This window comes from Methylobacterium sp. 142-1Y, from assembly GCF_057747795.1.
On record NZ_CM173224.1, the window covers coordinates 2,047,462 to 2,073,236 of the forward strand.

At 69.8% G+C, this 25,775-nt stretch carries 27 protein-coding genes and 1 pseudogene; 13 read left to right on the forward strand and 15 right to left on the reverse strand.

All coding sequences use genetic code 11. The features are described 5' to 3' along the window. Positions 1 to 120: 120 nt before the first annotated feature. Positions 121 to 906, reverse strand: a complete 786-nt coding sequence (locus AC3AOF_RS09370; RefSeq protein WP_488348318.1) for an SDR family NAD(P)-dependent oxidoreductase — start codon at positions 904 to 906, stop codon at positions 121 to 123. A gap of 65 nt (positions 907 to 971) precedes the next feature. Beyond that, positions 972 to 1,418 carry a cupin domain-containing protein gene (locus tag AC3AOF_RS09375; RefSeq protein WP_236992152.1) on the reverse strand — a complete coding sequence of 149 codons (447 nt, stop codon included), beginning with the start codon at positions 1,416 to 1,418 and terminating at the stop codon, positions 972 to 974. Between the two features lie 303 nt (positions 1,419 to 1,721). Here AC3AOF_RS09375 and AC3AOF_RS09380 point away from each other — a divergent pair, with 303 nt between their 5' ends. From AC3AOF_RS09380 to AC3AOF_RS09395, 4 genes are all read left to right on the forward strand, one after another. After that, positions 1,722 to 2,132 carry a copper chaperone PCu(A)C gene (locus tag AC3AOF_RS09380; RefSeq protein WP_236992153.1) on the forward strand — a complete coding sequence of 137 codons (411 nt, stop codon included), beginning with the start codon at positions 1,722 to 1,724 and terminating at the stop codon, positions 2,130 to 2,132. A gap of 142 nt (positions 2,133 to 2,274) precedes the next feature. Beyond that, positions 2,275 to 3,981, forward strand: coding sequence for a PQQ-dependent dehydrogenase, methanol/ethanol family (locus tag AC3AOF_RS09385; protein WP_488348975.1), 1,707 nt, complete (start codon positions 2,275 to 2,277; stop codon positions 3,979 to 3,981). 58 nt (positions 3,982 to 4,039) lie between these two features. Then, entirely contained in the window at positions 4,040 to 4,558 is a 519-nt protein-coding gene (locus AC3AOF_RS09390; RefSeq protein WP_488348319.1) for a c-type cytochrome, read from the forward strand. Continuing rightward, the gene (locus tag AC3AOF_RS09395) at positions 4,536 to 5,162 is read left to right on the forward strand and encodes a hypothetical protein (protein WP_488348320.1); all 627 of its coding nucleotides are present in this window, start codon (positions 4,536 to 4,538) and stop codon (positions 5,160 to 5,162) included. The genes AC3AOF_RS09390 and AC3AOF_RS09395 overlap by 23 nt, the downstream gene beginning before the upstream one ends. A 250-nt stretch (positions 5,163 to 5,412) precedes the next feature. Here the strand turns inward: AC3AOF_RS09395 and AC3AOF_RS09400 are convergent, their stop codons facing one another. After that, complete coding sequence (locus tag AC3AOF_RS09400) at positions 5,413 to 7,494, reverse strand: methyl-accepting chemotaxis protein (protein WP_488348321.1); 2,082 nt, start codon at positions 7,492 to 7,494, stop codon at positions 5,413 to 5,415. A 609-nt stretch (positions 7,495 to 8,103) separates the two neighbouring features. On the opposite strand from AC3AOF_RS09400, the gene AC3AOF_RS09405 reads away from it, so the two are divergent. After that, positions 8,104 to 8,517 (forward strand): hypothetical protein, encoded by a 414-nt coding sequence (locus AC3AOF_RS09405; protein ID WP_488348322.1) that lies wholly within the window; start codon positions 8,104 to 8,106, stop codon positions 8,515 to 8,517. Between the two features lie 4 nt (positions 8,518 to 8,521). Here AC3AOF_RS09405 and sfsA read toward each other — a convergent pair whose 3' ends face one another. Then, positions 8,522 to 9,229 carry a DNA/RNA nuclease SfsA gene (sfsA, locus tag AC3AOF_RS09410; RefSeq protein ID WP_236992158.1) on the reverse strand — a complete coding sequence of 236 codons (708 nt, stop codon included), beginning with the start codon at positions 9,227 to 9,229 and terminating at the stop codon, positions 8,522 to 8,524. Positions 9,230 to 9,368: 139 nt separating this feature from the next. Here sfsA and AC3AOF_RS09415 point away from each other — a divergent pair, with 139 nt between their 5' ends. The 4 genes from AC3AOF_RS09415 to AC3AOF_RS09430 all read left to right on the forward strand — a co-directional run bounded on the left by AC3AOF_RS09415 (position 9,369) and on the right by AC3AOF_RS09430 (position 12,316). Next, entirely contained in the window at positions 9,369 to 10,121 is a 753-nt protein-coding gene (locus AC3AOF_RS09415; RefSeq protein ID WP_488348323.1) for a competence/damage-inducible protein A, read from the forward strand. Between the two features lie 7 nt (positions 10,122 to 10,128). Beyond that, positions 10,129 to 10,635: a xanthine phosphoribosyltransferase gene (gpt, locus tag AC3AOF_RS09420; RefSeq protein ID WP_236992160.1), complete on the forward strand. Its 507-nt coding sequence runs from the start codon at positions 10,129 to 10,131 to the stop codon at positions 10,633 to 10,635. 176 nt (positions 10,636 to 10,811) lie between these two features. Further along, positions 10,812 to 11,462: a transglutaminase-like cysteine peptidase gene (locus tag AC3AOF_RS09425; protein ID WP_236992161.1), complete on the forward strand. Its 651-nt coding sequence runs from the start codon at positions 10,812 to 10,814 to the stop codon at positions 11,460 to 11,462. Positions 11,463 to 11,608: 146 nt separating this feature from the next. Beyond that, the gene (locus tag AC3AOF_RS09430; RefSeq protein ID WP_488348324.1) at positions 11,609 to 12,316 is read left to right on the forward strand and encodes a transglutaminase-like cysteine peptidase; all 708 of its coding nucleotides are present in this window, start codon (positions 11,609 to 11,611) and stop codon (positions 12,314 to 12,316) included. Positions 12,317 to 12,332: 16 nt separating this feature from the next. On the opposite strand, the gene AC3AOF_RS09435 is transcribed toward AC3AOF_RS09430, so the two are convergent. The 4 genes and pseudogenes from AC3AOF_RS09435 to AC3AOF_RS09450 form a co-directional block, all read right to left on the reverse strand. Then, positions 12,333 to 12,650, reverse strand: coding sequence for a tetratricopeptide repeat protein (locus tag AC3AOF_RS09435; protein WP_488348325.1), 318 nt, complete (start codon positions 12,648 to 12,650; stop codon positions 12,333 to 12,335). Positions 12,651 to 12,674: 24 nt separating this feature from the next. After that, positions 12,675 to 12,737, reverse strand: a pseudogene (locus tag AC3AOF_RS09440) (hypothetical protein); the annotation flags it as partial. Positions 12,738 to 12,743: 6 nt separating this feature from the next. Beyond that, complete coding sequence (locus AC3AOF_RS09445; RefSeq protein ID WP_488348326.1) at positions 12,744 to 13,073, reverse strand: hypothetical protein; 330 nt, start codon at positions 13,071 to 13,073, stop codon at positions 12,744 to 12,746. Between the two features lie 109 nt (positions 13,074 to 13,182). Beyond that, on the reverse strand, positions 13,183 to 13,512 hold the full coding sequence (locus AC3AOF_RS09450) for a DUF6949 family protein (RefSeq protein WP_236992164.1): 330 nt from the start codon (positions 13,510 to 13,512) through the stop codon (positions 13,183 to 13,185). A 322-nt stretch (positions 13,513 to 13,834) separates the two neighbouring features. On the opposite strand from AC3AOF_RS09450, the gene AC3AOF_RS09455 reads away from it, so the two are divergent. Continuing rightward, the gene (locus AC3AOF_RS09455; protein WP_488348327.1) at positions 13,835 to 14,494 is read left to right on the forward strand and encodes a hypothetical protein; all 660 of its coding nucleotides are present in this window, start codon (positions 13,835 to 13,837) and stop codon (positions 14,492 to 14,494) included. 9 nt (positions 14,495 to 14,503) lie between these two features. Here AC3AOF_RS09455 and AC3AOF_RS09460 read toward each other — a convergent pair whose 3' ends face one another. From AC3AOF_RS09460 to AC3AOF_RS09475, 4 genes are all read right to left on the reverse strand, one after another. Next, entirely contained in the window at positions 14,504 to 14,701 is a 198-nt protein-coding gene (locus tag AC3AOF_RS09460; protein WP_206289771.1) for a DUF3126 family protein, read from the reverse strand. 286 nt (positions 14,702 to 14,987) lie between these two features. Beyond that, the gene (gene cysE / locus AC3AOF_RS09465) at positions 14,988 to 15,827 is read right to left on the reverse strand and encodes a serine O-acetyltransferase (protein ID WP_236992166.1); all 840 of its coding nucleotides are present in this window, start codon (positions 15,825 to 15,827) and stop codon (positions 14,988 to 14,990) included. Positions 15,828 to 15,963: 136 nt separating this feature from the next. Beyond that, positions 15,964 to 16,716, reverse strand: a complete 753-nt coding sequence (locus AC3AOF_RS09470; RefSeq protein ID WP_488348328.1) for a response regulator — start codon at positions 16,714 to 16,716, stop codon at positions 15,964 to 15,966. A 240-nt stretch (positions 16,717 to 16,956) separates the two neighbouring features. Further along, complete coding sequence (locus AC3AOF_RS09475) at positions 16,957 to 17,181, reverse strand: hypothetical protein (protein ID WP_488348329.1); 225 nt, start codon at positions 17,179 to 17,181, stop codon at positions 16,957 to 16,959. A 308-nt stretch (positions 17,182 to 17,489) separates the two neighbouring features. Here AC3AOF_RS09475 and AC3AOF_RS09480 point away from each other — a divergent pair, with 308 nt between their 5' ends. The 3 genes from AC3AOF_RS09480 to AC3AOF_RS09490 all read left to right on the forward strand — a co-directional run bounded on the left by AC3AOF_RS09480 (position 17,490) and on the right by AC3AOF_RS09490 (position 21,772). Continuing rightward, positions 17,490 to 19,235 carry an ATP-binding response regulator gene (locus AC3AOF_RS09480; protein ID WP_488348330.1) on the forward strand — a complete coding sequence of 582 codons (1,746 nt, stop codon included), beginning with the start codon at positions 17,490 to 17,492 and terminating at the stop codon, positions 19,233 to 19,235. Positions 19,236 to 19,697: 462 nt separating this feature from the next. Then, the gene (locus AC3AOF_RS09485) at positions 19,698 to 20,132 is read left to right on the forward strand and encodes a TadE/TadG family type IV pilus assembly protein (RefSeq protein WP_236992170.1); all 435 of its coding nucleotides are present in this window, start codon (positions 19,698 to 19,700) and stop codon (positions 20,130 to 20,132) included. Then, positions 20,129 to 21,772 (forward strand): pilus assembly protein TadG-related protein, encoded by a 1,644-nt coding sequence (locus AC3AOF_RS09490; RefSeq protein WP_236992171.1) that lies wholly within the window; start codon positions 20,129 to 20,131, stop codon positions 21,770 to 21,772. The genes AC3AOF_RS09485 and AC3AOF_RS09490 overlap by 4 nt, the downstream gene beginning before the upstream one ends. Positions 21,773 to 21,802: 30 nt before the next feature. Here AC3AOF_RS09490 and AC3AOF_RS09495 read toward each other — a convergent pair whose 3' ends face one another. The 3 genes from AC3AOF_RS09495 to fdhF are packed head-to-tail and all read right to left on the reverse strand — an operon-like array spanning position 21,803 to position 25,773. Next, positions 21,803 to 22,057 carry a formate dehydrogenase subunit delta gene (locus AC3AOF_RS09495; RefSeq protein WP_442919325.1) on the reverse strand — a complete coding sequence of 85 codons (255 nt, stop codon included), beginning with the start codon at positions 22,055 to 22,057 and terminating at the stop codon, positions 21,803 to 21,805. Positions 22,058 to 22,103: 46 nt separating this feature from the next. Further along, positions 22,104 to 22,925: a formate dehydrogenase accessory sulfurtransferase FdhD gene (fdhD, locus tag AC3AOF_RS09500; RefSeq protein WP_236992173.1), complete on the reverse strand. Its 822-nt coding sequence runs from the start codon at positions 22,923 to 22,925 to the stop codon at positions 22,104 to 22,106. After that, on the reverse strand, positions 22,912 to 25,773 hold the full coding sequence (fdhF, locus tag AC3AOF_RS09505) for a formate dehydrogenase subunit alpha (RefSeq protein ID WP_488348331.1): 2,862 nt from the start codon (positions 25,771 to 25,773) through the stop codon (positions 22,912 to 22,914). The genes fdhD and fdhF overlap by 14 nt, the downstream gene beginning before the upstream one ends. Positions 25,774 to 25,775 lie beyond the last annotated feature (2 nt).

Here is a 25,775-nt window from a genome sequence, read left to right on the forward strand (position 1 = left end):
CCGCCCCCGACGAATGCTATAACGTTGCATTCGCGCGACGAGGGACGGGCTGGCAAGGGGAAAGCCGGGGCATCCCGCACGAGACGCCCCAAGCGTAACGTTATTACAACACGGTACGTATCAGCGGGCCGCGAGGTCCCGCCGCAGGGTCGGCAGCCCGATCCCGGCGGCATCGAAGCCGCCATCCACCGCGAGGGTCTGGCCGGTGACGTAGCTCGCCCGCGGACCGCACAGGTAGACGATGGCGTCGGCGATCTCGCGCTCCAGGCCGTAGCGGTTGAGCGGCACGGCGTCGTGGTAATCGGCGCGGATGGCGGGGCTGTGGACCGCCTTCGCCATGGCGGTATCGACCGGGCCCGGCGCCACGGCGTTGACCCGGATGTTCAGGTGGGCGAGTTCCACCGCCTGCTGCTTCGTCAGGTGCTTGAGCGCGGCCTTGCTGGTGCCGTAGGCGACCCGCAGGGTCGAGGCGCGCTGCCCCGAGATCGACGTGATGTTGACGACCGCACCGCCGCCGCCCCGCGCCATCACCGGGGCCGCCGCCTGCACGCAGAGGAAGGGGCCGGTGAGATTGACGGCGAGCACCCGCGCCCATTCGGCGTGGCTGGTGTCGAGGAGCGGCTTGAACACCGCGGTGCCGGCATTGTTGACCAGCGCGTCGAGCCGGCCGAACCGGCCCTCGACGGCGGCCACGGCCTGCGCCACCGCATCCGGGTCGGCGACGTCGGCGGTGAGCGCCAGGGTGTGGTCGGGTCGGTCGAGCACGGCCACGGCCCGGTCCTGTGCCGCGCCGTCGATGTCGAGGAGCGCGACGCGCCAGCCCTCGTCCAGGAAGAGTCGTGCCGTCGCCAGCCCGATGCCCCGCGCCGCGCCGGTAACCAATGCGACCTTGCCCTCGCCCGCCATACGATGCCCTCCCGTCGTTTTGCCTCTTGGGCTTGCCTCTTGCATCGCGGGCGGAGGCCGGCAGGTCAAGCCGGATCGGGGGTCGCGTTGCGGGCCATGAAGCTCTGCGCCGTGCCGGTCGAGGAATCGACGAAGATCACATCCGTCGGCGCACGCCGGGGCGTGTCGACGGAGAGGAACACCACCGGCCCTTCGATCAGTCGCGGCATGGCGTGGACCACGCCGCGCTCGAAGAACAGCAGTTGGCCGGGGCCGAACTCCGCCTCGTCGGAGGCGTCGCCGATCCAGAACGTGCCGCGGCCGGAGATCACGTAGAGGTATTCGTCGCAAGCTTCGTGGTAATGCGCCGGCGTCGGCCGGTAGACGCGAAACACCCGGGCGCTCGCCGCCGGCCGATCGGTCAGGTAGGTGTCGACCAGCATCGTGGTCGCGCTGTCGGGCAGGGCGGCGGCGATCGCCCCGATATCGAAGCGGCCGCTTTTCGGCGGTGCGTCGGACACGCTGTCGGACATCCCATCCTCCCGTTCGAACCTCGCAGCCGTTCAAGCTAGCGCGGCTCCTCGCGCAGCGGGAGGGGCGAAAACGCCGGACCCGAGTGCATCGGTCGCGGGCAATTTTTTAGAACCCCCTTAGTCTTCGATCTTGACGGAGCACCGCCGCCGGCTACCCTCACGCACAATTCGCCGCCAAAAGGCGAAGCTGACGCAAGAGGGAGGAGAGTGGATGCCTGCATCCATGTCGCCCGGTCACGCCATCACGGCCACGCCATGCCGCTGATGACGCGAATCGTTTATTTCCGACATCGTGCCGCGAGCGTGGCCTTTGCCTCGTTTCTCGGCTGTGTCCCGGCCTTCGCCGGCGACATCGACGTGGTGCACGCCTTCGTGGCCCCCACCGAGAAGGTCGGCTCCGACGTCCCGCTCCACCTGACGGTGATGAACCGCGCCGCCGAGGCCGATTCGCTGCTGCGCTTCCGCTGTCCCTTCGCGAATTTCAGCGAGCGGGTCACGGTCGACAAGGGCGGCGAGGGCCCGCCCTCGAAGCGCCCGGTCCAGACCATCGCCGTCAAGGCCGCGGGCGAGACCGCCCTGACCCCGGAGGGCATGCACGTCATGCTGCTCCAGATCCGACAGCCGCTGGCCGCGGGCGAGCGCTTCACCTGCTCGGCGAGCTTCCGCAAGGCCGGCTCGGTGGACGTGCCGGTCGAGGTCCGCGCGTCCAACTAGCGATCGACATCAATCCACGCCCGGCCGCGAGACGGCCCGCGCCGGGGCGACGACATAACCATAAGGCCGCCCGGAGGAGACACCCATGACGACGTCCCGCACGGCACGGCGCATCCTTGCCGCAACCTCGCTCGCCGCCCTGATGGCCGGCGCCATCGCCCCGGCCGTCGCCGCCGACGGCGGCGTCACGCAGGAGCGCCTGCTGAATGCCGACAAGGAAGACGGCAACTGGATCCAGCACCACAAGAACTTCGCCGGCCACCGCTACTCGACGCTGAGCCAGATCAACAAGGACAACGTCAAGGGCCTCAAGGTCGCCTGGACGATGGCGCTCGGCGGCATCGAGTCCGGCGGCATCTGGAGCCATGGCGGGCTCGAAGGGACGCCGATCGTCGAGAACGGCATGATGTACGTCACCGACGGCTGGGGCTCGGTCTACAAGATCGACACCCATGGCGGCGAGGGCAAGCTCGTCTGGAAGATGGATCCGAAGACCGACCGGGAATGGGCCGGCGCGGTCGCCTGCTGCGGCGTCAACAACCGCGGCGTCGCGCTCTGGGGCGACCTCGTGGTCAGCCACACCCTCGACGGGCGGCTGATCGCCACCAACAAGGAGACCGGCCAGGTCGCCTGGCAGCGCCAGGTCGCCGATCCGGACAAGGGCGAGACCATCACGGGCGCACCGCTGATCGTGAAGGGAATGGCGATCTCCGGCGTCGGCGGCGCCGAATACGGCATCCGCGGCTGGATCGCCGCCACCGACCTGAAGACCGAGAAGGAGGTCTGGCGCACTCACACCATCCCGGGCAAGGGCGAGCCGGGCTCCGAGACCTGGAAGGGCCCGAACAACGCGGCGGTCAGCGGCGGCGGCTCGACCTGGGTCACCGGCACCTACGATCCCGATACCGACACGATCGTCTGGGGCGTCGGCAATCCGGGCCCGGACTGGGACAACGCCTACCGGCCCGGCGACAACCTCTACACCGACTCGACGCTCGGCCTCGACGCCCAGACCGGCAAGATCAAGTGGCACTTCCAGCACACGCCGAACGACCCCTACGATTATGACAGCGTGTCGGAGAACCTGCTGGTCAACGCCAACGGCCGCAAGCTCGCCATCGAGGCCGACCGCAACGGCCACGCCTACGCGGTCGACCGGACCAACGGCCAGTTCGTCTGGGCGACGCCCTTCGTCAAGAAGGTGACCTGGACCAAGGGCATCAACCCCGATACCGGCAAGCCGTTCGAGTACGACCCGACCAAGGACGTGCAGCGCTACAACCCGGCGGCGACGCCTTCGGCCGAGAACAAGAACGCCGATTTCTGCCCCGGCAACATGGGCGGCAAGAACTGGCCGCCGACCGCCTACAACCCGAACCTGCAATACTGGTACATCCCGGTCATCGAGAGCTGCAACCGCGTCACCCACGAGGCGATGACGCAGGCGAACCTGAAACCCCGGGAGTTCTTCACCGGCGGCGGGCCGAGCCAGCCGTTCCGGATCACCGGCAGCGTGACGGCGATCGACGTGAAGACCGGCAAGGTCGCCGGCAAGCACGAGACCCAGTTCCCGCTCCTCGGCGGCATGCTGGCGACCCCCGATCTCGTCTTCACCGGCGAGCCGGGCGGCGGCGTGATGGCGCTCGACGCCAAGAGCCTCGACAAGCTGTGGGAGTTCCGCACCGGCAGCGGCGTCAACGCGCCCCCGATGACCTTCACGGTCGACGGCAAGCAATATGTCGCGATCCTGGTCGGCCTCGGCGGCGCCTGGGACAAGTGGTTCATCGACTCGACCCCGGAGCTGAAGAACATCCAGACCGGCTCGATGCTCTACGTCTTCGCGCTCTGAACTGAAATCCTTCCGGGCGGGGCGCGTCGGCGCCCCGCCGCGCACGAGGTTTTGACGGATGCGGAAAACGATGGTGCCGGTTTTGCTCGCCGGCCTCGCGCTCGCCTGCGCTCCGGCCTGGGCGCAGGGCGCCCGGACGGCCGGGGGCGAGGGCGATCTCGCGGTATTCAAGAAGGCCTGCTCGGGCTGCCACAAGTGGCATGGCGGCGGAGGGGGCGGCTATGGCGGCGACGCGCTGTCGCTGCGCAAGACGCAGCTCGACAAGGAGCAGGTCGCCGAGGTGGTGCGCTGCGGCCGGCCCGGGACCGGCATGCCCTACCACCTGCGCGGCGCCTACGACACGGTGAAGTGCTACGATTCGCTGAAAGCCGACATGGCCGGCAACATGCCGCCGGAGACGGCGGTCTTCTTACGCCCGGCGGAGATCGACGCGGTGGCGACGTATGTCGTCACCCAGCTCAAGGGCAAGGGCGATCCGACCTTCGCGGAATGCACCGCCTTCTTCGGCACCACCTCCCGGGCCTGCGACGTCTACCGCAAGAAGGAGGGCTCCGATGCGCCGACCGTCTCACATTGATCTCGCGGCCTTGGCCGCCCTCCTCTGCGCCGGGCCGGCGCTCGCCGTCGGGCCCGAAATCGCGGATCTGCGTGATGTGCGCGTCGGGATGCCGGTCTCGGAGATCTCTGGCAAGGGCTACGGCGACCTCGTCTGCCGCGAGGGCCCGGCCCGGACGCTCGCGGGCTGGAGCGACTGGCGCACCTGCCCGGCGGATGCCAAGGGGCTGCACGCGATCGGCTTCGCTTACGCCGACGGCACCACCCGCAACGGCACCCGGGTCGCCGGGCACCCGGCGCGGCTGACCCTGCTCGTCGGCGACGATGCCCGGGTCGACGGGCTGGTGATCGAGACCGACGACGCGGTGCCGCTCTACCTGCGCAAGAAGGGCCATCTGCTGGGCCTCCAGGCCCGCAGCCACTGGGGCGAGGACGGCTGGACCTGTGCCGAGGGCAAGCCCGCCGGCGACGAGACCCCGCTCGGCGAAACCTTCGTCAAGGAGGAGTGCCGCAAGGCGCTGGGACCCAAGAGCGTGACGGTGACCCGCGACCTCTACGGCCACCAGGGCGCCGACCCACGCGCCTTCATCAGCCGGACGCGGATCGTGGTGGCGGCGACGAAGTAGGGTTTCGTTCCGCAGCGCGCGAGAATATTTTCCGGATGAATATTGAGATAAACAGCACGCGATCTCCAACCCTCGACCTCATCTGAGGTGCTGGCGATCGTAGATCGCACGCGTTCGCAGCTCGACTGACCTCGAAGGAGGGCTCCAGAAATCTTTTGGCTTCTGGAGCCCTCCTTCGAGGCCTACCGACGCGGGCACCTCAGGATGAGGTTCTCTGGTGGGTCGGGGCGTGCATCCGCCCGGCCCCCCCTCACGCCGCCCGGATCGTCGCGAGGAACTGCGCCACCTCCCCGGTCAGCTGCTCGGTGCGGCGCGACATCGTCGCGGCCGAGGCCAGGACCTGGGCGGCGGCGGCGCCGGTCTCCTCGGAGGTCCGGGCGACCGTGCCGATCGTGCCGGTGACCGCGCCGGTGCCGGCGGCGGCCTCGGCGACGTTGCGGACGATCTCCTGGGTCGCCGCGCCCTGCTGCTGCACCGAGGTGGCGATCGCGCTCGCCACGCCGCTGATCTGATCGATCCGTGCGGTGATGCCGTCGATCGCCCCGACGGCCCGCCCGGTCGAGGTCTGGATCGCCGCGATCTGGCCGGTGATCTCCTCGGTGGCGCGGGCCGTCTGGCCGGCCAGTTCCTTGACCTCGGCGGCGACGACCGCGAAGCCGCGCCCCGCGCTACCGGCCCGCGCCGCCTCGATCGTGGCGTTGAGCGCCAGGAGGTTGGTCTGGCTGGCGATCGACGAGATCAGCGCCACCACGTCGCCGACCCGGGCCGCCGCGCCGCTCAGATCCCGCACCAGGGACACCGTCTGCGCGGCTTCCGCGGCCGCGACCCGCACGAGATCGGCCGAGTCGTCGACCTGCCGGCTGATCTCGGCGATCGACGAGCCGAGTTCCTCGGCGGCGGCTGCCACGGTCTGCACGTTGGCCGCGGTGTGGCCCGCCGTTGCCGCGACCGCGTGGCTGCTCTCGGCCGTCTGCGTGGCCTTGGCCGCCATGGAGTGGGCGGTCGCCTGCATCGCGTCGGCCGCCTGCGCCACGTGATCGACGACGGCGCTCACCGCACCCTCGAACCGGTCGGCGATGCGGTGCAGCTCGGCCCGGCGCCGCTCCTCCGCACCGGCCCGGGTGGAGGAGGCCTCGGCCTCGAGGGCGCGGTTGCGGATCAGGCTGTCCTTGAACACCGCGACGGCGTTCGCCATCGCGCCGATCTCGTCCCGTCGCCCGGCGCCGGGGATCGCCACGTCGAGATCGCCCCGGGCGACCCGGCCGATCGCCTGAGCGGTGCCGGTGAGCGGCCGGATCACCCGCGCCACGACAAGGATCAGCACGGCCAGACCGATGGCGACCGTGGCGGCCAGAGCCGCCAGCGCCAGCTCGAGGCCACTCTGCGCCTCGGCGCGGCGCTCGGCCAGGACGGAGGCCGCCCGGTCGAACGCGGTGTCCCGCAGGCGCAGGACCGACGACCACATCGGAACCGCCCGGTCCCGGTAGGCCGTGCCGTCGAGCGGGAAGGCGCCGGTGCCGAAATGCGGCAGCAGCTCCGTCTTGAGGGCCGCGAAGGCCTGGACGTAGCCGCGGCGCACGCCCTCCATCGCCGTGGCGACGGCCTCCCCGGCGCCGGCATCGGCTGCCACCCGCTCCAGTCCGGCGAGCAGCTGGTCGACGCGGCCCTGGGCGGTCCAGAAGGCGATCTCCTGCTCGGGCGTCACCGGCTTGCGGGGCGCGATCAGGGTCTGGAGGAAGCCGGCCTGCCGGCCGCCGATATCGCGCAATTCGCCGGCCGTCCCGGCAAACAGAACCCAACGAAAGGCCCGGCCGTCGACCGTCGCGAGGTCGCGCGTCAGGCCGGATGCGGGCGCGGCGGCGGCGTCGTTGATCGTCGCCATGACCTTGGCGAGCGCGCTCTCGGCATCGCCGCGCTGGCTCACCGGCAGGGCGAGCCGGGCCTGCGCCAGGTCTCGGGCCGCGCCGAACCTCGTCTCGATCTCCCGCGTCGTCGCCTGGAGCGCGCCCGCGTCCGGCAGGGCGGCGGCGGCCTCGACCGCCCGGCGCAACGTCGTCACCGCCTCATCGGACCGCCGCCGCAAGTCGGCGAGCCCGGCATGCTTGCCGGCCTCGTCGAGGGAGGCTGTCGTCAGGAGCAGACTCCACAGGCCACGCTCCATGTTGACCGCCTGCGGAATCGCCGCGAGGGCCCGCACGACGCCGAGCCGCACCGTGCCGCGATCGATCTCACTGGCCCGGGACCGATGGAACGAGGCCATCGCGGCGGCCAGGGCGCATGCAAGCGCGCAGATCGCGACGATGGACGAGAACAGAAGCTTCTTGATGCTCACGACCGAGGCCCTCCCAGGCGCTGCCATGATGCGTGGAAATGGCTAATCGGAGATTGCCGCAGGGTCTCTCCACGTCCAGGACTAAGCAGATTTCGCAAAAGTGGCCGCCGGTTTTGCGGAAAAAATCTGCGATAAAACAAGGATCTAAGCGGACGAAGCGTTGGCCTGCCAACGCAAGTCTGCTTAGCATTCGCGCGATCCCGTCTTGCCTTCCCGTGCGCCGCCTCGTCCGTCACCGCTGTCCGCCACCGGTCGGGCAGATGCCATCGCGGGGCCATCGCGAGAATCCCGACCGGAATCAGGCGCAGGACCGCTCATGCCGCTGCCTCTTCCGGATCCTGTCCGGGGTTTCCGATCGATCGCTCGGCGATTGCCACGCCGTCGCCGTGATGGCTGTGCCATCGCGTTCGCGATGGGGAGGCCGGCTTCGCTCGGGCGGGTGGAGCGTGCGGGACCGCCGCGCAGGTTGGCCGACGGAGTGTCCGACAATCCTGTCAGTCCGGCAACGGCGGCTTCAGCCGCGGTTCAACGCCGGGCCGCGAGGATGCCCTCATGCCGGCCTTCACCGGCCCCGTCCACCGGCCACGAGCCGGACAGGGATCGTCCGCCATGACCGCGCGTTCCTCACGCACGACCCGCCTCGCCCTCGGCGCCCTGGCGCTCCTCGCCCTCGCGGGCCCGGTCGCTGCCGCCGATCTCGACGATGAGCCGCCACCCCGCTTCGAGGGACGGAGCGAGTGGCGGGCCCCGCCGCCTCCGCCTCCCCTTGCCCATTCTCCTCCCCTCGCCCACTCCCTTGCCCCTGTCCCACCGCGCATCGTGCAGGGTCCCGAATCCTGCCGGACCTTCGTGAAGCGCCGCATCGACCCTTACGGCGAGGAGGTGGTACGCCGGGTGCGGGTCTGCGACGAGAGTCCAGGGTATCGGGACGGCGGTTTTCGCGATGGCCCGCGCTGGGGCGGCCCGCCGCCCTGGCATCGCCACCGGCACTGGGACGACGAGCCCGGACCCGGGCGCTGGTAGAACCTCACTCGACGATCGGGATTTCCTCCCCGATCGTCACCTCGCTGCGATCGACCCGGCAGACGAAGGCGTGAGCCGCCACGCCGGCCTCACGTGCATGCCGGAACGCGGCGGCAAAGCCCGGATCGAGGTCGCCCGCGACGGCGAACCGCTCGGCCCGCATCTGCACCACCCAGATCACCAGGGCGCGACCGCCGAGACGAACGACCTCGGCGAGCTCGTCCATATGACGGGCGCTGCGGGCGGCGACGCAATCGGGGAACTCGGCGAGGCCCGGCTCCCGCATCAGGTGGCAGTTCTTTACCTCGACATGGATCGGACCGGCGGCATCGCCGGCGAGGAAATCGACGCGGCTCGCCCGGCCATAGGCCACCTCCGCCCGCCAGGACGTGGCGCCGGCAAGCGGCTTCAGGCGCCCTTCGTGAAACGCCTCGGCCACCAGGGCGTTCGGCCGCGCGGTGTTGATGCCGACCCATTGCGGCCCGCCGGGCAGATCCGCCTCGACCAGCTCCCACGACCAGGCGAGCTTGCGGGCCGGATTGGTGGAGGCCGAGAGCAGCACCGGCCGGCCGGGCGCGACCAGGCCGAGCATCGCCCCCGGATTGGCGCAATGCGCGGTGACGAGCGAACCGTCGGCGAGCTCGATATCGGCGAGGAAGCGCTTGTAGCGGCGCACGAGGCGCCCCTCGGTCAGCGGGCCGGGGAAGCGCATGAGACGGGGATTTCGATGGGCATTCCCGGCGCTTAACCGGCGCGGGCCGGGGTGTCACGCTTGAGCCGCGGGGGAGGCCGCGATAAGGCGGGCGTCAACCCTATCGCCCCCGGTCGCGGGACGGTCACGAGGATCCCAGATGCCTGACGCCAGCCCCGCCCCGGTCACGGCCGCCATCCTGGTCATCGGCGACGAGATCCTGTCCGGACGCACCAAGGACAAGAACATCGGCTACATCGCCGAGTACCTGACCCATTCGGGCATCGACCTGCGCGAGGTGCGGGTGGTGCCGGACGTGGCCGAGGAGATCGTGGCGGCGGTGAACGGCTTACGCGCCCGCTACACCTACCTGTTCACCACCGGCGGCATCGGGCCGACCCACGACGATATCACGGCCGATTGCGTGGCCGAAGCCCTCGGCGTCGGGATCGACGTCGATCCGCGGGCGCGGGCGATGCTGCTCGAGCGGATCAAGCCGGAGGATCTCAACGAGGCCCGCCTGCGCATGGCCCGCATCCCGTTCGGGGCCGAGCTGATCGAGAACCCGATCTCGAAGGCGCCGGGCTTCATGATCGAGAACGTGATCGTGATGGCGGGCGTGCCCTCGATCATGCAGGCGATGCTCGATTCGGTCGCCCCGCGGCTGAAGACGGGCGCGCGCGTGACCGCCGAGACGATCGAGGCAGGCAACCTGCCGGAGGGCGGCTACGCCGAAGGGCTCGCTTCCATCGCCAAGTCCCATCCGGGCGTCTCGATCGGCTCCTACCCGTCGATGACGCCGGCGGGTTTTCGCAACCAGATCGTCGTGCGCGGGCGCGAGCCCGAGGCGCTGACTGCTGCGCGCACCGAGATCGAGGCGCTGGTCTCGCGCCTGCAAGCCGAACGGAACTGAGGATACGATGGCTGCCCCGAGCGACAAGGCTTTTCCGGTTTCCTGGGACCAGTTCCACCGCGACGCCCGGGCGCTGGCCTGGCGGCTCGCCAGCGCCGGCCCGTTCGAGGCCATCGTCTGCATCACCCGCGGCGGGCTGGTGCCGGCGGCGATCGTCTCGCGCGAGCTCGGCATCCGGCTCGTCGAGACGGTCTGCGTGGCGAGCTACCACGATTACCAGGAGCAGGGCGCCCTCAAGGTGCTCAAGGACGTGGCTCCGAGCATCCGCGCCATCGGCGACGGCCAGGGCCGCGGCGTGCTCGTCCTCGACGACCTGACCGACACCGGCAAGACCGCCCAGGTGGTGCGCGCCATGCTGCCTGAGGCCCATTTCGCCACCGTCTACGCCAAGCCCGCCGGGCGTCCGCTGGTCGACACCTTCGTCACGGAGGTGAGCCAGGACACCTGGATCTACTTCCCGTGGGACATGGGCCTGTCGTACCAGGCGCCGATCCAGCCCGGAACGTCCGGTTAAGGTATTCGCCGCCCTAACGTGATCCGGCACATTCGCCGGATCAGTTGAGCGAGGTCTTGGCCCTGTCCACCGGGGCCTCGCCCCGGCGGCCAGATCGATAAAATTGCGCCTATCCATTTCAGCGCCGCCGAGCAGGTCGGGGGCCATTCTCCTTCGTAACGAAGGGGATGGCGCAGATGACCACGGGTTTCGGGCACCAGGTGAAGCGGGTTCTGGTCGGCGTGGCGATGCTCTCGGCGGCGTTCGTGACGGGCCAGGCCGACGAGGCGGCGGCCCAGACCCTGGCCGCCCTGCCGATGCCGAGCGCCGGCGCCCCGGATCTCGGCCATGCCCGGCCGATCGTCGGCTGGGTCGAGTTCTGCGCCCGCTACGCCTCCGAATGCGCGGTCGACGTGAGCGAGCCGGCCCAGGTGACGCTGACCCCGCGGCTGTGGCAGACCGTCACCGGCATCAACCGCCAGGTGAACACCTCGCTCCGCGCCGTGACCGACCAGGAGCATTGGGGCGTGCCGGACCGCTGGGACTTGGCCGAGGACGGCTCGGGCGATTGCGAGGATTTCCAGCTCCTCAAGCGCAAGCTGCTCGCCCAGGCCGGCCTGCCGCGCCGGGCGATGCGGATGACCGTGGTGATCGACGAGAAGGGCGAGGGCCACGCCGTGCTGATGCTGCGCACCGACCGCGGCGATCTGGTCCTCGACAACAAGACCAGCGCCGTGCTGCCGTGGCACAAGACCGGCTACACCTACATCAAGCGCGAATCGCAGGACGCCACCGCCTGGGTATCGCTCGGCGGCGCCACCGCTCCCACCGTCACCGCCAACCGGTGAACCGCCGAATCAGCCGAAGAATCTGCGTATCGAATTGGAACCAAAGTGCGGCAGGGCCGTTTACCAGGGTTTAAATTTTTCGGTTGAGCGCCGTCCGGCCCCGTGGCAGCTTGGATGCAAGAACCAAGCGAAGAGTCGATGGGGCGATGCGGGCAGTGTTGGACGGCCTCGGCCGGGCGGGCCATGTCGATGCGCGGCATGTCGATCGCCAGGGCCTCCTGAAGCGCGGCATCCGGGCGGCGCAGCTCGGACTTCTCGGCACGCTGCTGCTCATCGGCGGCGCCACGACGCAGGGGCAGACCCAGACCCTGGCCGCCCTGCCCGATGCCAGCGCGGCGATCGAGCGCGGCGGCACGGCCAAGCCCGTGAGCGCCTGGACCGATTTCTGCAACCGCTACCCGGCGGAATGCGCCGTCGACACCAGGGAGCCCACCACCCTGACGATGACGCCGGCCCTCTGGCGCACGCTCACGGCGGTGAACCGGCGCGTCAACGGCCGCATCCGGCCGATGATCGACCAGGATCATTGGGGCGTGGTCGACCGCTGGGACTTTCCCGATGACGGCATGGGCGATTGCGAGGATTACCAGCTCCTCAAGCGCCGGATGCTGGTGGAACGCGGCGTCGCCCGCCGCGCCCTGCGGATGACCGTGGTGATCGACGAGATCGGCGAGGGGCACGCCGTGCTGATGGTCCGCACCGACCGGGGCGACTACATCCTCGACAACAAGACCAACATGATCCTGCCCTGGCAGCGCACCGGCTACACCTACGTGAAGCGCGAGGGCCAGGACGGCCTCGCCTGGGTGGCGCTGAACGGCGTCGCCTCGCCGGTCGCGACCGCGAATCGCTGATCCGGGCCGGAGCCGCTCAGGTCCGGCGCAGGACGTTCTCGGCGAGGCGGCCCCATTCCGCCTGGAGCTTGCGCACATGCGCGGGGGCGCGGCGTAAGGAGTCCAGGATCTCCTGCGCATCGCGCCGCGCCTCTTCCGGGCGGCCCGCCTCGGCCAGCACGGAAGCGAGCCGGGCGCGTGCCTCGTAAGCGTGATCGTGCCGCGAGATCGTCTCGAACGCGTCGATCGCCTCCTCGGTGCGGCCGACAGCCGCCAGGGCGCGGGCATGGAGCATGGGCCCGCGCGGAGAGTCGTAATCGGGCTCCCGAACTTTCAGCGCATCGAGGCCGGCCAAGGCCTCCGCCGGACGGCCGAGCGCCAGATCGGCCTCGGCCCGGGCGAGATGGAAGACCGGCTCGCCGCCATTCGGCCGCTGGACGATCTCGCCCTACTGCTCCCAGGCCTCCTGCCACTTGCCGAGCGCCGCGCATTCCTCGGCGAAGCGCGCCCGGTTGGCGACCGTGTCAGCCTCCGCGAGTTGGTCGCGCAAGGCGCGGTAGGTCCTCTCCGGGTTCACGCTGTGGGCGATCGCGCGCCGGGTCCTCTCGCCGCGGGGCGAGCCGAGGAGGTTCGGCAGCAGCTCGACCAGGATGTAGGCGATGCCGCCGAGGGGCGGCAGGAGAACGATGATCCAGCCCCAGGGCGAGAACCGCCCGGTCTTCGCGGCATGGACCGCGAGGCCGACATTCACGAGCAGGAGGAGAAGGGCGATCGGCACGGCACGCATCCCGGTATCGAGGGCTGCGTGCGAGAAAGAACGGCGCTTCCGCTAGGTCAACACGCGCCACGCGCGGGCGAATGCGGACCCGGCCTGCGAGGCAGGGCTCTCAGGCGCCCGACACCAGATGGGCGAGGTCGAGCACGACCCGGCCCGAGACCAGGCTCCAGCCGCAGGCCAGCATCGTCGCCAGCATCACGAACGGCACCGGCCGCCGCTCGATCCGCCGGCCGCGCACGGTGTTGCGCAGGATGATGAACGGGGCTCCGAAGGCGAGGATCGGCAGGGAGGCGAGCGCCACGATGCCGCCGCCGGACAGGAGGCCGAAGCTCGCACGCCGCGCCGTCGCCCATTCGAAGGCGCTCGCCAGGAGGCCGGCGAAAGCGAGGCCGAGCACCAGGGTCTGCAGGTTCTCGAGAGCGGAGGGCGAGAGGTTCATGGGAGGTTAAACTCCGGCAAGCGCGTTCGTCCCACCCTGCGCCAGACGCGATTTTCGATTATGGTTAATTTTTCGTTATCCACAGGTCTTTGAGGCCGATCCCGTTGCGGGATTCTCCTCGCCCTTTGTGTGATTCTCCTCGGCATGGGGCGGTCGCGCCACAGAAATCCGCCCCGTGACCGGGTTTCGGTAAGGAGCCGTTAACGATCGGAGCCGAACGTTCGGGGATAGGCCCGGTCCGGGCCTCGAATCGAACGAATCGGAGGCGGGCGCCATGGGGCCTGCACTGAGCGCCACTGTCGCGCAACTCGAACGGGATGTGATGCGTGCGGCGCGGACCGGTCGGTCCGCGGTCCCGCCCGTCGCCCGCCATCCGTCCGACCGGCGCCTGATCCTCGCGGCAGCCCTCGGGCTCGCCGGCACGCTCGCCCTCACGGGTGTCCTCGCCGCCTGGCTCGCCCGTCCGCCGGTTCCGGCCGGCCCGGTGGTGGTGGCGAACCTCGCGCCCCGTCCCCTCGTGCTGCCGGCCGCCTGGTTCGTACGGCCCGCTGCCGCCGCCGAGGCGACGCCGGAGCGGATCGACCTGGCGATCCCGTGGAGCGAACTGACCGGCAGCGCTCTGCCCGGCCTGATGCGGGTGACCGCCACGCGGGCCCCGGAGACCGAGGCGCCGCTGAGCCCGGCCCGGCGCTACGCCCGGTTCCTCACCGCCGAGGCGCAACCGTTCGGCGAGGGCCTGATGCGCCGGCGCTTCCGGACCGGCACGCCGTTCGAGGGCGAGGATCTGTACCTCGCGCAGGGCGAGGGCAGCCGCTTCGCGGCGCGCTGCACGACCGGCGCCGTACCGGAGCCCGACGCCGCCTGCCTCAGCGAGATCCGGGTCGGGTCCTTGAGCTTGCGCCTGCGTTTCTCGACCGACCGGCTGCCCTCCTGGAGCGCCGGTCTTGCCGGGCTGGAGCGTCTGTTCGGCCCCAGCCCGTAAAGCTTTGGACTACTCGTCCAGATCGGTGTCGAGGATCGCCATCGAGAAGTTGAACGAGCGGTCGCCGTCCTCGTCGTCGACCGACAGCACGCCGAGAAATTCCTCACCGATATAGACCTCGGCCGAATCCGTCTTCTTGGGACGGGCGACGAGCCGGATGTTGTGGTTGGCGAAAGTGCGGCGGAGATAGCCTTCCACCTTCGTCATCTCGGTCTTGTTCACGCTGGCCTCTTCACGTGCTTGGGCGTCGCAGCGACCGCGCCGGAGCGGGCGCGGGCACTGCCGCCTTCAACGAGGACCCCGCGCCGCCGGCACGGGATGCGACGATGCCCCCTCCCCGCCGGGCGGACCGCGGGGTCTGTCCACGGGCGATTCCCTTGCCGCAGGAACTTGCGCCGTAGGAACTTGCGCCGCAGGAGCGTCTCGGGGGGCGGCAGGCCCCCGCCTTGCCACGGCGGGGCCTGACGGGCAAGGCGCCCTGCGCGCCCGGCCGTCAGATCCCGTCCATCGCGTTGATGAACTGGTTCATCGCGCGGGCCGGGTCCGAGCAGCCGGCCGAGCCGACCACCCGCGCCGGCACGCCCACCACCGTGGTGCAGGGCGGCACCGCCTGAAGCACCACCGAGCCGGCGGCGACCCGGGCGCAGGCCCCGACCTCGATGTTGCCGAGGATCTTGGCCCCGGCGCCGATCATCACGCCGTGGCGGATCTTGGGGTGGCGGTCGCCGCCGTGCTTGCCGGTGCCGCCGAGGGTGACGTCGTGCAGCATCGAGACCTCGTCCTCGATCACCGCCGTCGAACCGACGACGAGGCCGGTGGCGTGGTCGAGGAAGATGCCGCGGCCGATCCGCGCCGCCGGGTGGATGTCGGTCTGGAACACCTCGGAGGAGCGGCTCTGGAGGTAGAGCGCCAGGTCGCGCCGGCCGCGGGTCCAGAGCCAGTGGCCCAGGCGGTGGGCCTGGATGGCGTGGAAGCCCTTGAAGTAAAGGACCGGCTCGATCGCCCGGCCGGCGGCCGGATCGCGGTCGATCACCGCGCCGATATCGGCCCGGAAGGCCTGGCCGATGCCGGGATCGTCCGCCACCGCCTCGCCGAAGGCCTGGGCGATCAGGTCAGCGGTCAGCGCCGGGTGGCCGAGCCGCGAGGCGACGCGGTGAGCCACCGCCGATTCGAGGGTGGCGTGGTTGAGCACGCTGGCGAACAGGAACGAGGCCAGGCGCGGCTCGTCGTGCATGACGGCCTCGGCCTCCTGGCGCAGCCGCCGCCAGACCGGATCGACGATGCCGGCGACCGGATCGGCGCCGGACAGGGTGGGAGCGGGGCTGGACGACAACGACCTTCTCCTCGGCAGCGGCGGCGGGCGGACGAAACTCTCTCCACCGCATGGCGCACGACGGCGTTCATCCGGAATAGCCTGGAGAGGCACCGGCGATTCATCAAGCCCCCCTGCCCGCGGGGCTGCCCCGCCCTCAATCGCCGTCGGGCCTGAAGACGTAGCCCATGCCCCTGACGGTCTTGATGAAACGAGGATTGGCCGGGTCGGGCTCGACCTTCTTGCGGATGCGGTTGATGCGGACGTCGATCGCCCGGTCGAAGGCGTCGGGGTCGCGGGCATCGGCGAGATCGAGCAGGCGCTCGCGGGTCAGCACGCGCTTGGGGTTGTCCAGGAAGGCCTTCAGCAGGCCGTATTCGGACCGGGTCAGGATCTGCTCGGTGCCGGCTTCGTCGCGCAGGCGCAGGGTCTCGGTATCGACGATCATCCGGCCGAAACGGACGCCGTTCTCCTGTCGGTCGTCCGGCCTGGTCTCCTTCTCCTGCCTGCCCTCCTCCGGCGGGGCGCTCTTCGCCTGCGCTGCCCGGCGCAGCACCGAGCGGATGCGGGCGACGAGTTCGCGCAGTTCGCAGGGCTTGGGCAGATAGTCGTCGGCCCCGAGTTCGAGGCCGACCACCCGGTCGATCGGGCTCGCAGTGGCGGTGAGCATGATGATGGGGATCGTCGAGCGGCCCTTGAGATCGCGCACGATCGAGAGCCCATCCTCCTCCGGCATGTTGAGGTCGAGGACGATCAGGTCCGGGGCGACCTCGGCGAGGCGCCGCCGCAGCGCGCGGCCGCCGTCGCACAGGCTGACCTCGAAACCGTGCATCCGCAGGTAGTCGCCCACCATGGCGCGGGCATCGGGCTCGTCGTCGACCACGACGACGTGCGGGGCGAGGCTCGTCATCCCGTCGCCCCCGGACGGGCAGCCCGCCCGCATCCCCGCCTCGCCACCATCCTGCGCCCCCGTGCCGCAGCGGCCCCGACATCACGGGGGCGCTGGCGACGACAATGCCGTGCCGGACGCTTTCCGTCCACGTGCCGCACCGGGAGCCGGGGCACTGCACCGAGATTGTCCTCAGTTCGTCGGGGCGCGGGGATCGGCCCGCCATCCCCGGAAAAGACGGATCCCGGGCGAGGATCCGGTTCAGGCGAGGATATCGGCCAACCGTCCGGCGAGCCGGGCGCGGGAGGCGGCCGAGAGGGCGCCGGGTGCCTCGGCCTCGATCAAGGCGGCGATCTGGGCCCGGCTCGGGCCGCGCGGGCGGGAATCCTGCAGGAGCGCGTTCAGGGCATCGAGATCCCGCTGCCAGGGTGCGTCCGGCAGCGGGGCGGCGGTCGCGCCGACATGTCCCGGGACCACGTGAAGCATGGCGTGCCTCCCTTGTCTGCAAGCGCGGTGCTTGTAGGCGGGCTCTGTTGCACGAGCATTACGTGGCGACGATCGCCGCGCGGGATGTGCTCTCGCGCACAAGACGTCATGCCGTGCCGTTCGCGGCCTGCCGCCGTCGCCGTGTCGTCGCATCGAGATTCCGACACTCCGCCGGCGGCGCGGGACCGGGCCGGTCGGGGCAAGCGGTGCGGATCGTCGGGTGTGATCTTGTCCTGACGGCTCGGGCCCGCCAGGATAACGCGCGGCGCCTTGCCAACCGGTCCGCGCAGGCCCTCAACGGACGGTCGATGAGCGACGACGACATCCTCTTCCTCCTGCCGGACGACGAGCCCGGCGAGGACCTGCAAGCGGCCGCCTGGCCGGTCATGGTGGTGGACGACGATCCCGCCGTGCACGAGGGCACCCGATTCGCACTGTCCGGCTACGGCCTCGACGGGGCGGGGCTCGAACTCATCTCCGCCTATTCGGCGGCGGAGGCCAGGACCCTGCTCTCGGCCCGGCGCGGCATGGCGGTGATCCTGCTCGACGTGGTGATGGAGACCGACGATGCGGGCCTGCGGCTCGTCGACTTCGTGCGGCGCGAGCTGAAGGACGACACGGTGCGCATCATCCTGCGCACCGGGCAGCCCGGCCAGGCGCCGGAGCGGCGCGTCATCGTCGATTACGACATCAACGACTACAAGGCGAAGACCGAGCTCACCGCCGACAAGCTGTTCACCAGCCTGACCGCGGCGTTGCGCGCCTACCAGCAGCTCAAGCGGCTGGAGGAGACGCGGCGCGGGCTCGAGATCATCATCGACGCCGCCCCGATGCTGCTCGACTACAAGTCGATGCAGCGGCTGGCCGAGGGCGTGCTGACCCAGGTCTCCTCGCTCCTCAACGTCGCCTGCGAGGGCATCCTGGTCCTGCGCGAGCAATCCGGCCCGCAGGATGCGGTGAGCGTGCTCGCGGGCTCCGGCTGCTACCAGCACCTCGCCGGCGACGGGCAGCGCCCCCTCGACAACGACGTGCGCGAGATCGTCGCCCGCGCCTTCGCGGAGCGGCGCCACACCTTCGGCGACCGCTGGTCGACCCTCTACGTCCACACCGCCAGCGGCAGCGAGATCGTCGCCCTGCTGAAGGCCGACCGCTCGCTCTCGGAGACAGACCGGGCGCTCATCGGCCTGTTCACCTCGCGCCTGTCGGTCGCCTTCGACAACGTGATCCTCTACGAGCAATTGCAGCGGGCCAATATCGGCCTGGAACAGCGGGTGGTGGAGCGCACCGGCGAATTGATGCGGGCCAACCGGCGGCTCGCCATGCAGCGCTCGGACCTGCGCCGCGCCAATCAGCTCAAGACCGAGATCCTCGGCACCGTCGCCCACGACCTGAAGAACCCGCTCGCGGTGATCCTCGGCCGGACCGAGATGCTGGGCGACATGATCGAGGCGAGGCCGCCGCCCACGGAAGCGATGCACGCCCAGATCGGCCATATCCGCGAGACGGCGCGCCGCCTCACCGGCATGATCGAGACCCTGATCGCCGATGCGATGAACGACGCGCTCGACATCGTGGTCCGGCGCGAGCCGGTGGATTTCGCCGGCCTCGCCCGCGAGGTGTCGCAGGCCAACGCGCCTTTGGCCGAGACCAAGGGCCAAACCCTGCGCTCGGAGATCGCCGCCGGCCTCACGCTCCACGGCGACGCCGAGCGCCTGCGCGAGGCGATGGACAACCTGATCTCGAACGCCATCAAGTATTCGCCGGCCGGCGCCGAGATCGTCGTCACGGTGACGCGTGAAGCCGACGAGACCGTCTACGCGGTGCGCGACCACGGGCCAGGCCTGTCGCCGGAGGATATCGGCCGCCTGTTCGGCCGCTTCCAGCGCCTCTCGGCCAAGCCCACCGCCGGAGAAGGCTCGACGGGCCTGGGGCTCTCGATCGTCAAGCGCATCGCCGAGCTGCATGGCGGGCAGGCCACGGCGGAGACGCATGGGACCGAGCCGGGCTCGACCTTCGCCATCCGGCTGCCGCACGGAACCGGCGGGATCGAATGACCGAGGCGCTGCGAACCGTCTGCGCCACGACCGAGAGACGGCGGCGTTCGCACGGCGAGGTTCGGCGGGCATGCGACGTCGCTGCAGCGGGACACCATTCCGCCCTCGCACGCGCGTAGCGCCGGCCAGCCCGTTTCGATCCCGATCGATCAAATTCAATGTCTCAACTGATTCTCTCGATGATGATTTTGTCTATATTTAAGATGCAGTTGTTGAAATTTTTGTTTGTATCTTGAAATACGAATAAAAATCTCAATCTCGCGATTTTTAACATATAAAATTGCCGTTCGTTCTATGGAATAATATTAAATCGATCGAGATTATGTCCGCAACTGGTACGTCGTCGTTATACGACGGAAAATATCAAGCCCGATACGATCGGCGAACTGTCGACCGATGTTAACTTTCGCGTAACTTTCTTATATTGCAATCAATCTCAGGTTGATCAACCCGGGGTTGCCAATGCCTCTCTCCCGCCTTTCGCCGACGCGGTTCGTCCATCACCGGTCGGGTTCGGCCGCGGTCGAGTTCGCGATCCTTGCCCCTGCATTACTGGCGATCCTGCTCGGAATCGTCGCCTTCGGAAGCTTTATCGGCACCGCCCATAGTCTACAGAATGCGGCCGGTGAAGCCGCGCGCGCGGCCGTCGCCGGGCTCGACCCGACCGAGCGCGCCATGCTCGCGACGGCCGCCGCACAACGAAGCATTGCAGGAAGCGGGCTGCTCCGAACGGATGCCCTCGTCGTCGACGCCAAGCCGGACCCGGACGATCCCGATCTCTTCACCGTGACGCTGCGGTACGATCTCAAGACGACCTTGCTCAACCTGCTGCCCCCGGTGGTGCCGTTCCCACAGACCCTCTCGCGCTCGGCCAGCATCCGGAGGGGCGGGCTATGATGGCGGGCACGCCGCGCCGGCGCTTCGGCGTCGATCGGACGGGATCGATCGCACCCCTCGTCGCCATCCTGGCGACGATCCTTTGCGGCTTCGCCGGTCTCGGGATCGATCTCGGTCAGGTCTATCTCGAGAAACGTCGGGTCCAGTCCGCGGTCGATCTTGCAGCACTCGCGGCGGCGCGGGCCGGCAACAGCCCCATCGCCGCGTCCCGGTCGCTGTTCGACAACGGATACCGCACCGCGGACGGACTGGCCATCGCAGCCGGCACCTATCTGGCGGACCGCGCGGTGCCAGCGGCCGATCGGTTCACCCCGGCCGGACAAGCGCCGAATGCGACCCGGGTCCGCGTCGCCAGCACCGTGCGGACGGCCTTCGCGCGGATCGTGGGCGGACCGGCAAGCTTCACGGTGTCCGGCGAGGCCACGGCGATGCGGGCGGATCTCGCGGCGTTCGGCCTCGGATCGCGCCTCGTCGGAGTCGATGGCGGCATCGCCAACGCCCTGCTGTCGCGCCTGCTCGGTACCGCCGTCTCCTTCACGATCATGGATTACCGCGCCCTGGCCAGTCTGAGGGTCGATGCGCTCGGCCTCCTGCGCGGGGCGGCGTCCCGGCTGAACCTCCAGGCCGGCACGTATGACGACGTCCTGAAGAGCAGCCTGCCGATCGCCGATGTCATGGCGCTGATCCTGACGGCGGCCGAGCCGGGTGGCGCGACTGCGTCCTCCCGGTCGTCCCTGAATGCCCTGACGGCGGCCTTGAGCGGCGCCGGCGCTTCCATTCGCCTGGCCGGGCTGCTGACGGCGGGCGAACTCGGCGCCTCCCCCGTCTCGCAGACCGGCGAGGCGCTCTGGGTGAATGCCCTCGACCTGATCACCGGGACCGCCCTCCTGGCGAACTCGGCCAATCAGGTCAGCCTCGATCTCGGCGCCACGCTCCCGGGTCTCGCACGCACCCGGGTGACGATGCGCGTCGGCGAGGCGTGGCGCACGTCCGGGTTCGTGGGCCTCGGCGGCAGCCTGAGCGCCGCCCAGCAACGGGTTCTCGTCGAGTTCTGGATTCCCGGACCACTCGCCCTCGCCAGCCTGTACCTTCCGGTCTACGTCGAGCTTGCGCCGGCGCGCACCGTCCTGAAGGGGGTCACCTGCCCGTGGAACGCCGTCGGCGAGCGGAGCGTCAAACTCGACGTCGCGACCGGCGTCGCATACCTCGCGGTCGGCCAGGCTCCGCCCGGCGCACTCGATCTCGGCTCGCCCCGCCCCAGCCTCGTGCCGACGACGATCCTGGAGGCACCCCTCGTCACGGTCACCGGGGCCGCAGCCCTGCAGCTCGGCTCCTCGACACAATCCGTGACGTTCACCGACAGCGACATCCGGGCCGGACGGGTGAGAACCGTCTCGACCAACACCATCGCCTCGTCCCTGACGGCATCCCTGCTCACGAATATCGACCTGCAAGTCAACGGCCTCGGGCTGCCGGGCCTGGTCGACCTGAGGACCGTGGTCTCCGCCGCCCTGAGCGCGGCGGCAGCGCCGATCGACACCGTCCTGGCCTCCATCCTCACCGTCGCCGGGGTCCAGCTCGGCTCCGCAGATGTCGCCGTCACGGGCACCCGGTGTGGCGGGGCGGTCCTCGTTCAGTAACCCGCTCGCCGCCCGAGCGCGACCGTCGCCTCACCCCGCGTCGCTCGCCCCCAATCCCTGCTCGTGCGGGTCGGTCACCGCGTCCGGGATCGGGGCGCGGGCCTTCGGGGTGACCTCAAGGGCGGTCAGCGCCAGGGGATCGAGGCCGTGATCGGCCTCGCCGCAATAGGCGGCGAGCTGCTCGCGCATGCGCGGGGTCCAGAACGCCACGATGTGCTTGTGGATGCCCGCCACCGCCTCGTCCTCCGGGTAGGAGCGGAAAAAGGCGGCGATCTGGTTTGCCATGCGGACGAGTTTTTCGGCGGGATCGGCGGCGCTCATTACAAACAACTCACGGAACGATCAGGCGCTCGGGCGCGGTAAACAGGGTGACGGTGTCGCGGCGGGCGATCGCCGCCAGGGTCAAGCCGTGCTTGGCGGCGCGCTCGACGGCGAGCGAGGTCGGGGCCGAGATCGCCACCAGCACGGCGGCGCCGAAGCTCGCGGCCTTCTCGACCATCTCGAACGAGCACCGGCTGGTGATGACGAGGAAACCGTCCTCGGGTCGCGTGCCGGCGCGCAGGAGCGCGCCGATCAGCTTGTCGAGGGCGTTGTGGCGCCCGACATCCTCGCGCACCATCGCGACGCGACCCTCGCAGGTAGCCCAGGCCGCGGCATGGACCGCCCGGGTCTCGCGGCCGAGCACCTGGAGGTCGTCGAGGGCTTGAACCGCCCGCTCGACCGCCGAGAGGGAGACCGTGACGCCCTGCGCCGCTTTCCGGTCGGCCTTCGGGATGTCCTTCAGGTCGTCGATGCCGCAGACGCCGCAGCCGGTGCGGCCCGAGAGCGCCCGCTTGCGGGCGAGGTGCTCGCGCAGGCGGCCCGGGACGAGGTCGACGACGAGGCGAAGGCCCCCCTCCCCGGTCTCGACCCGCGCGCCGCGGATCTCGGCCGCGTTGGCCACGATCCCCTCGGTCAGGCTGAACCCGTAGGCGAAATCGGCGAGATCCGCCGGTGTCGTCATCATGACGGCGTAGGGCACGTCGCCGTAGATCACGTTCACCGGCATTTCGACGGCGAGCGACCGCTCCCCGTCCCGGTCCTCGCCGCGGCCATAGGCGACGGTCCGGATCGGGACGGGATGACAGGTCGCGAGACCGTTATTCGGCGGCATCGAGGGTCTGGGCGATGCGGGTGAGGGAGATGTCTTCCTCATAGAACCGGGCCTGCCAATCGGAGGGCCGGTTGGTACGCCGAACCTGCACCGCCGTCACCTTGTACTCGGGGCAGTTGGTCGCCCAGTCCGAGTAGTCGGTGGTGATGACGTTGGCGCCGGTCTTGGCGTGGTGGAAGGTGGTGTAGACCACCCCCGGCTGCATCCGCTCGGTGACCCGCGCCTTCAGGGCGATGTCGCCGGACCGGCTCTCCAGGCTGACGAGGTCGCCGTCGACGATGCCGCGGGTCTCGGCGTCGAAGGGATGGATCTCCAGCACGTCCTCGGGATGCCACAGCGAGTTGGCGGTCCGCCGCGTCTGCGCCCCGACATTGTACTGCGACAGGATCCGGCCGGTGGTGAGCACCAGCGGGAACTTGCGGGTCGTGCGCTCGTCGGTGGGCACGAACTCGGTGAGCATGAAGCGGCCGAGGCCCCGCACGAAGCGGTCGACATGCATCATCGGCGTGCCCTGCGGCGCCTTGTCGTTGCAGGGCCACTGGATCGAGCCGAGCTCCTCGAGCTTGGCGTAGGAGACGCCGGCGAAGCTCGGGGTCAGGGACGCGATCTCGTCCATGATCTGCGACGGATGGGTGTAGCTCATCGGGTAGCCGAGCGCGTTGGAGAGCAGCACCGTGCCCTCCCAGTCGCCGTAGCCGCCCATCGGCGCCATCACCTGGCGCACCCGGCTGATCCGCCGCTCGGCATTGGTGAAGGTGCCGTCCTTCTCCAGGAACGAGGCGCCGGGCAGGAAGACGTGGGCGTATTTCGCCGTCTCGTTCAGGAACAGGTCCTGGACGACGATGCACTCCATGGCGCGCAGGCCGGCGGTGACGTGGTGTGTGTCGGGGTCGGACTGGGCGATGTCCTCGCCCTGGATGTACAGGCCCTTGAACGTGCCGGCGACGGCCTCGTCCAGCATGTTGGTGATGCGCAGGCCGGGATTGGGCGAGAGTTCGGCGCCCCACAGGGCCTCGAAGGTCTCGCGGGTGGCGTCGTCCGAGACGTGGCGGTAGCCGGTCAGCTCGTGCGGGAACGAGCCCATGTCGCAGGAGCCCTGGACGTTGTTCTGGCCCCGCAGCGGGTTCACGCCCGCGCCCGGCTTGCCGATGTTGCCGGTGGCCATGGCGAGGTTCGCCATGCCCATCACCATGGTCGAGCCCTGGCTGTGCTCGGTGACGCCGAGGCCATAGTAGATGCCCGCCGCGCCGCCGGTCGCGTAGAGCCGGGCGGCCGCCCGCACCTCGGCCGGATCGCAGCCGGTGAGTTCCTGCACCGCCTCAGGCGCGTGGCGCTCGTCGGCGATGAACCGGGCCCAGATCTCGAAATCCTTGAGATCGCAGCGCTCGCGGACGTAAGCCTCGTCGATCAGGCCCTCCGTCACGATGACGTGGGCGAGCGCATTGACCATCGCCACGTTGGCGCCCGGCTTGACCGGGAGATGGTGCGTCGCCTTGATGTGGGGCGACTTGACGAGGTCGATCCGGCGCGGATCGATCACGATCAGCTTGGCGCCCTGGCGCAGGCGCTTCTTCATCCGCGAGCCGAAGACCGGGTGGCCGTCAGTCGGGTTGGCGCCGATCACCAGGATCACGTCGGAATCTTCGACCGACTTGAAGTCCTGGGTGCCGGCCGAGGTGCCGAGCGTCGACATCAGGCCGTAGCCGGTCGGCGAGTGGCAGACCCGGGCGCAGGTATCGACGTTGTTGTTGCCGAAGCCGGCGCGGACCAGCTTCTGGACGAGGTAGGCCTCCTCGTTGGTGCAGCGCGACGAGGTGATGCCGCCGATCGAATCACGGCCGTACTGGGCCTGGATGCGCTTGAAGGCGGAGGCCGCGTGCTGGATCGCCTCCTCCCAGGACACCTCGCGCCAGGGATCGGTAATCTTGTCACGCACCATCGGCTTGGTGATGCGGTCCTTGTGGGTGGCGTAGCCGTAGGCGAAGCGGCCCTTGACGCAGGAATGGCCCTCGTTGGCCTTGCCGTCCTTGTAGGGCACCATGCGGACGATCCGGTCGCCCTGCATCTCGGCCTTGAAGGCGCAGCCGACGCCGCAATAGGCGCAGGTCGTGACCTTGGAATGCTCCGGCTGGCCCATCGCGATGACGGACTTCTCCTGAAGCGTCGCCGTCGGGCAGGCCTGCACGCAGGCGCCGCAGGAGACGCACTCAGAATTGAAGAAGTCGGTCGGACCGGCCGCCACCCGCGAATCGAAGCCGCGGCCGGCGATGGTCAGCGCGAAGGTGCCCTGCACCTCCTCGCAGGCCCGGACGCAGCGGTTGCAGACGATGCACTTCGACGGGTCGTAGGCGAAGTACGGGTTCGACTCGTCCTTCGGCAGGTACAGCTCGGAATTCTTCGAGACGTGGTTGGCGCCGTCATAGCCGTAGCGCACCTCGCGCAGGCCCACCGTGCCGGCCTGGGTCTGCAACTCGCAATCGCCGTTGGCCGAGCAGGTCAGGCAGTCGAGCGGGTGATCGGAGATGTAGAGCTCCATCACCCCCTTGCGCAGGCGCGCGAGCTTGTCCGACTGCGTATGCACCACCATGCCGTTCTCGGCTGGCGTCGTGCAGGAGGCCGGCGTGCCGCGGCGCCCGTCGATCTCGACGAGACAGAGGCGGCACGAGCCGAACGGTTCGAGCGAATCGGTGGCGCAGAGCTTCGGGATCTGCGTTCCGGCATGCATCGCCGCCGCCATCACCGAGGTGCCGGCGGGCACGGTCACGCTCTGGCCGTCGATCGTCAGCGTCACGCTCTGGTCGGAGACGCGGATCGGGGTGCCGTAGTCGATTTCCTTGATGAGGGCCATTC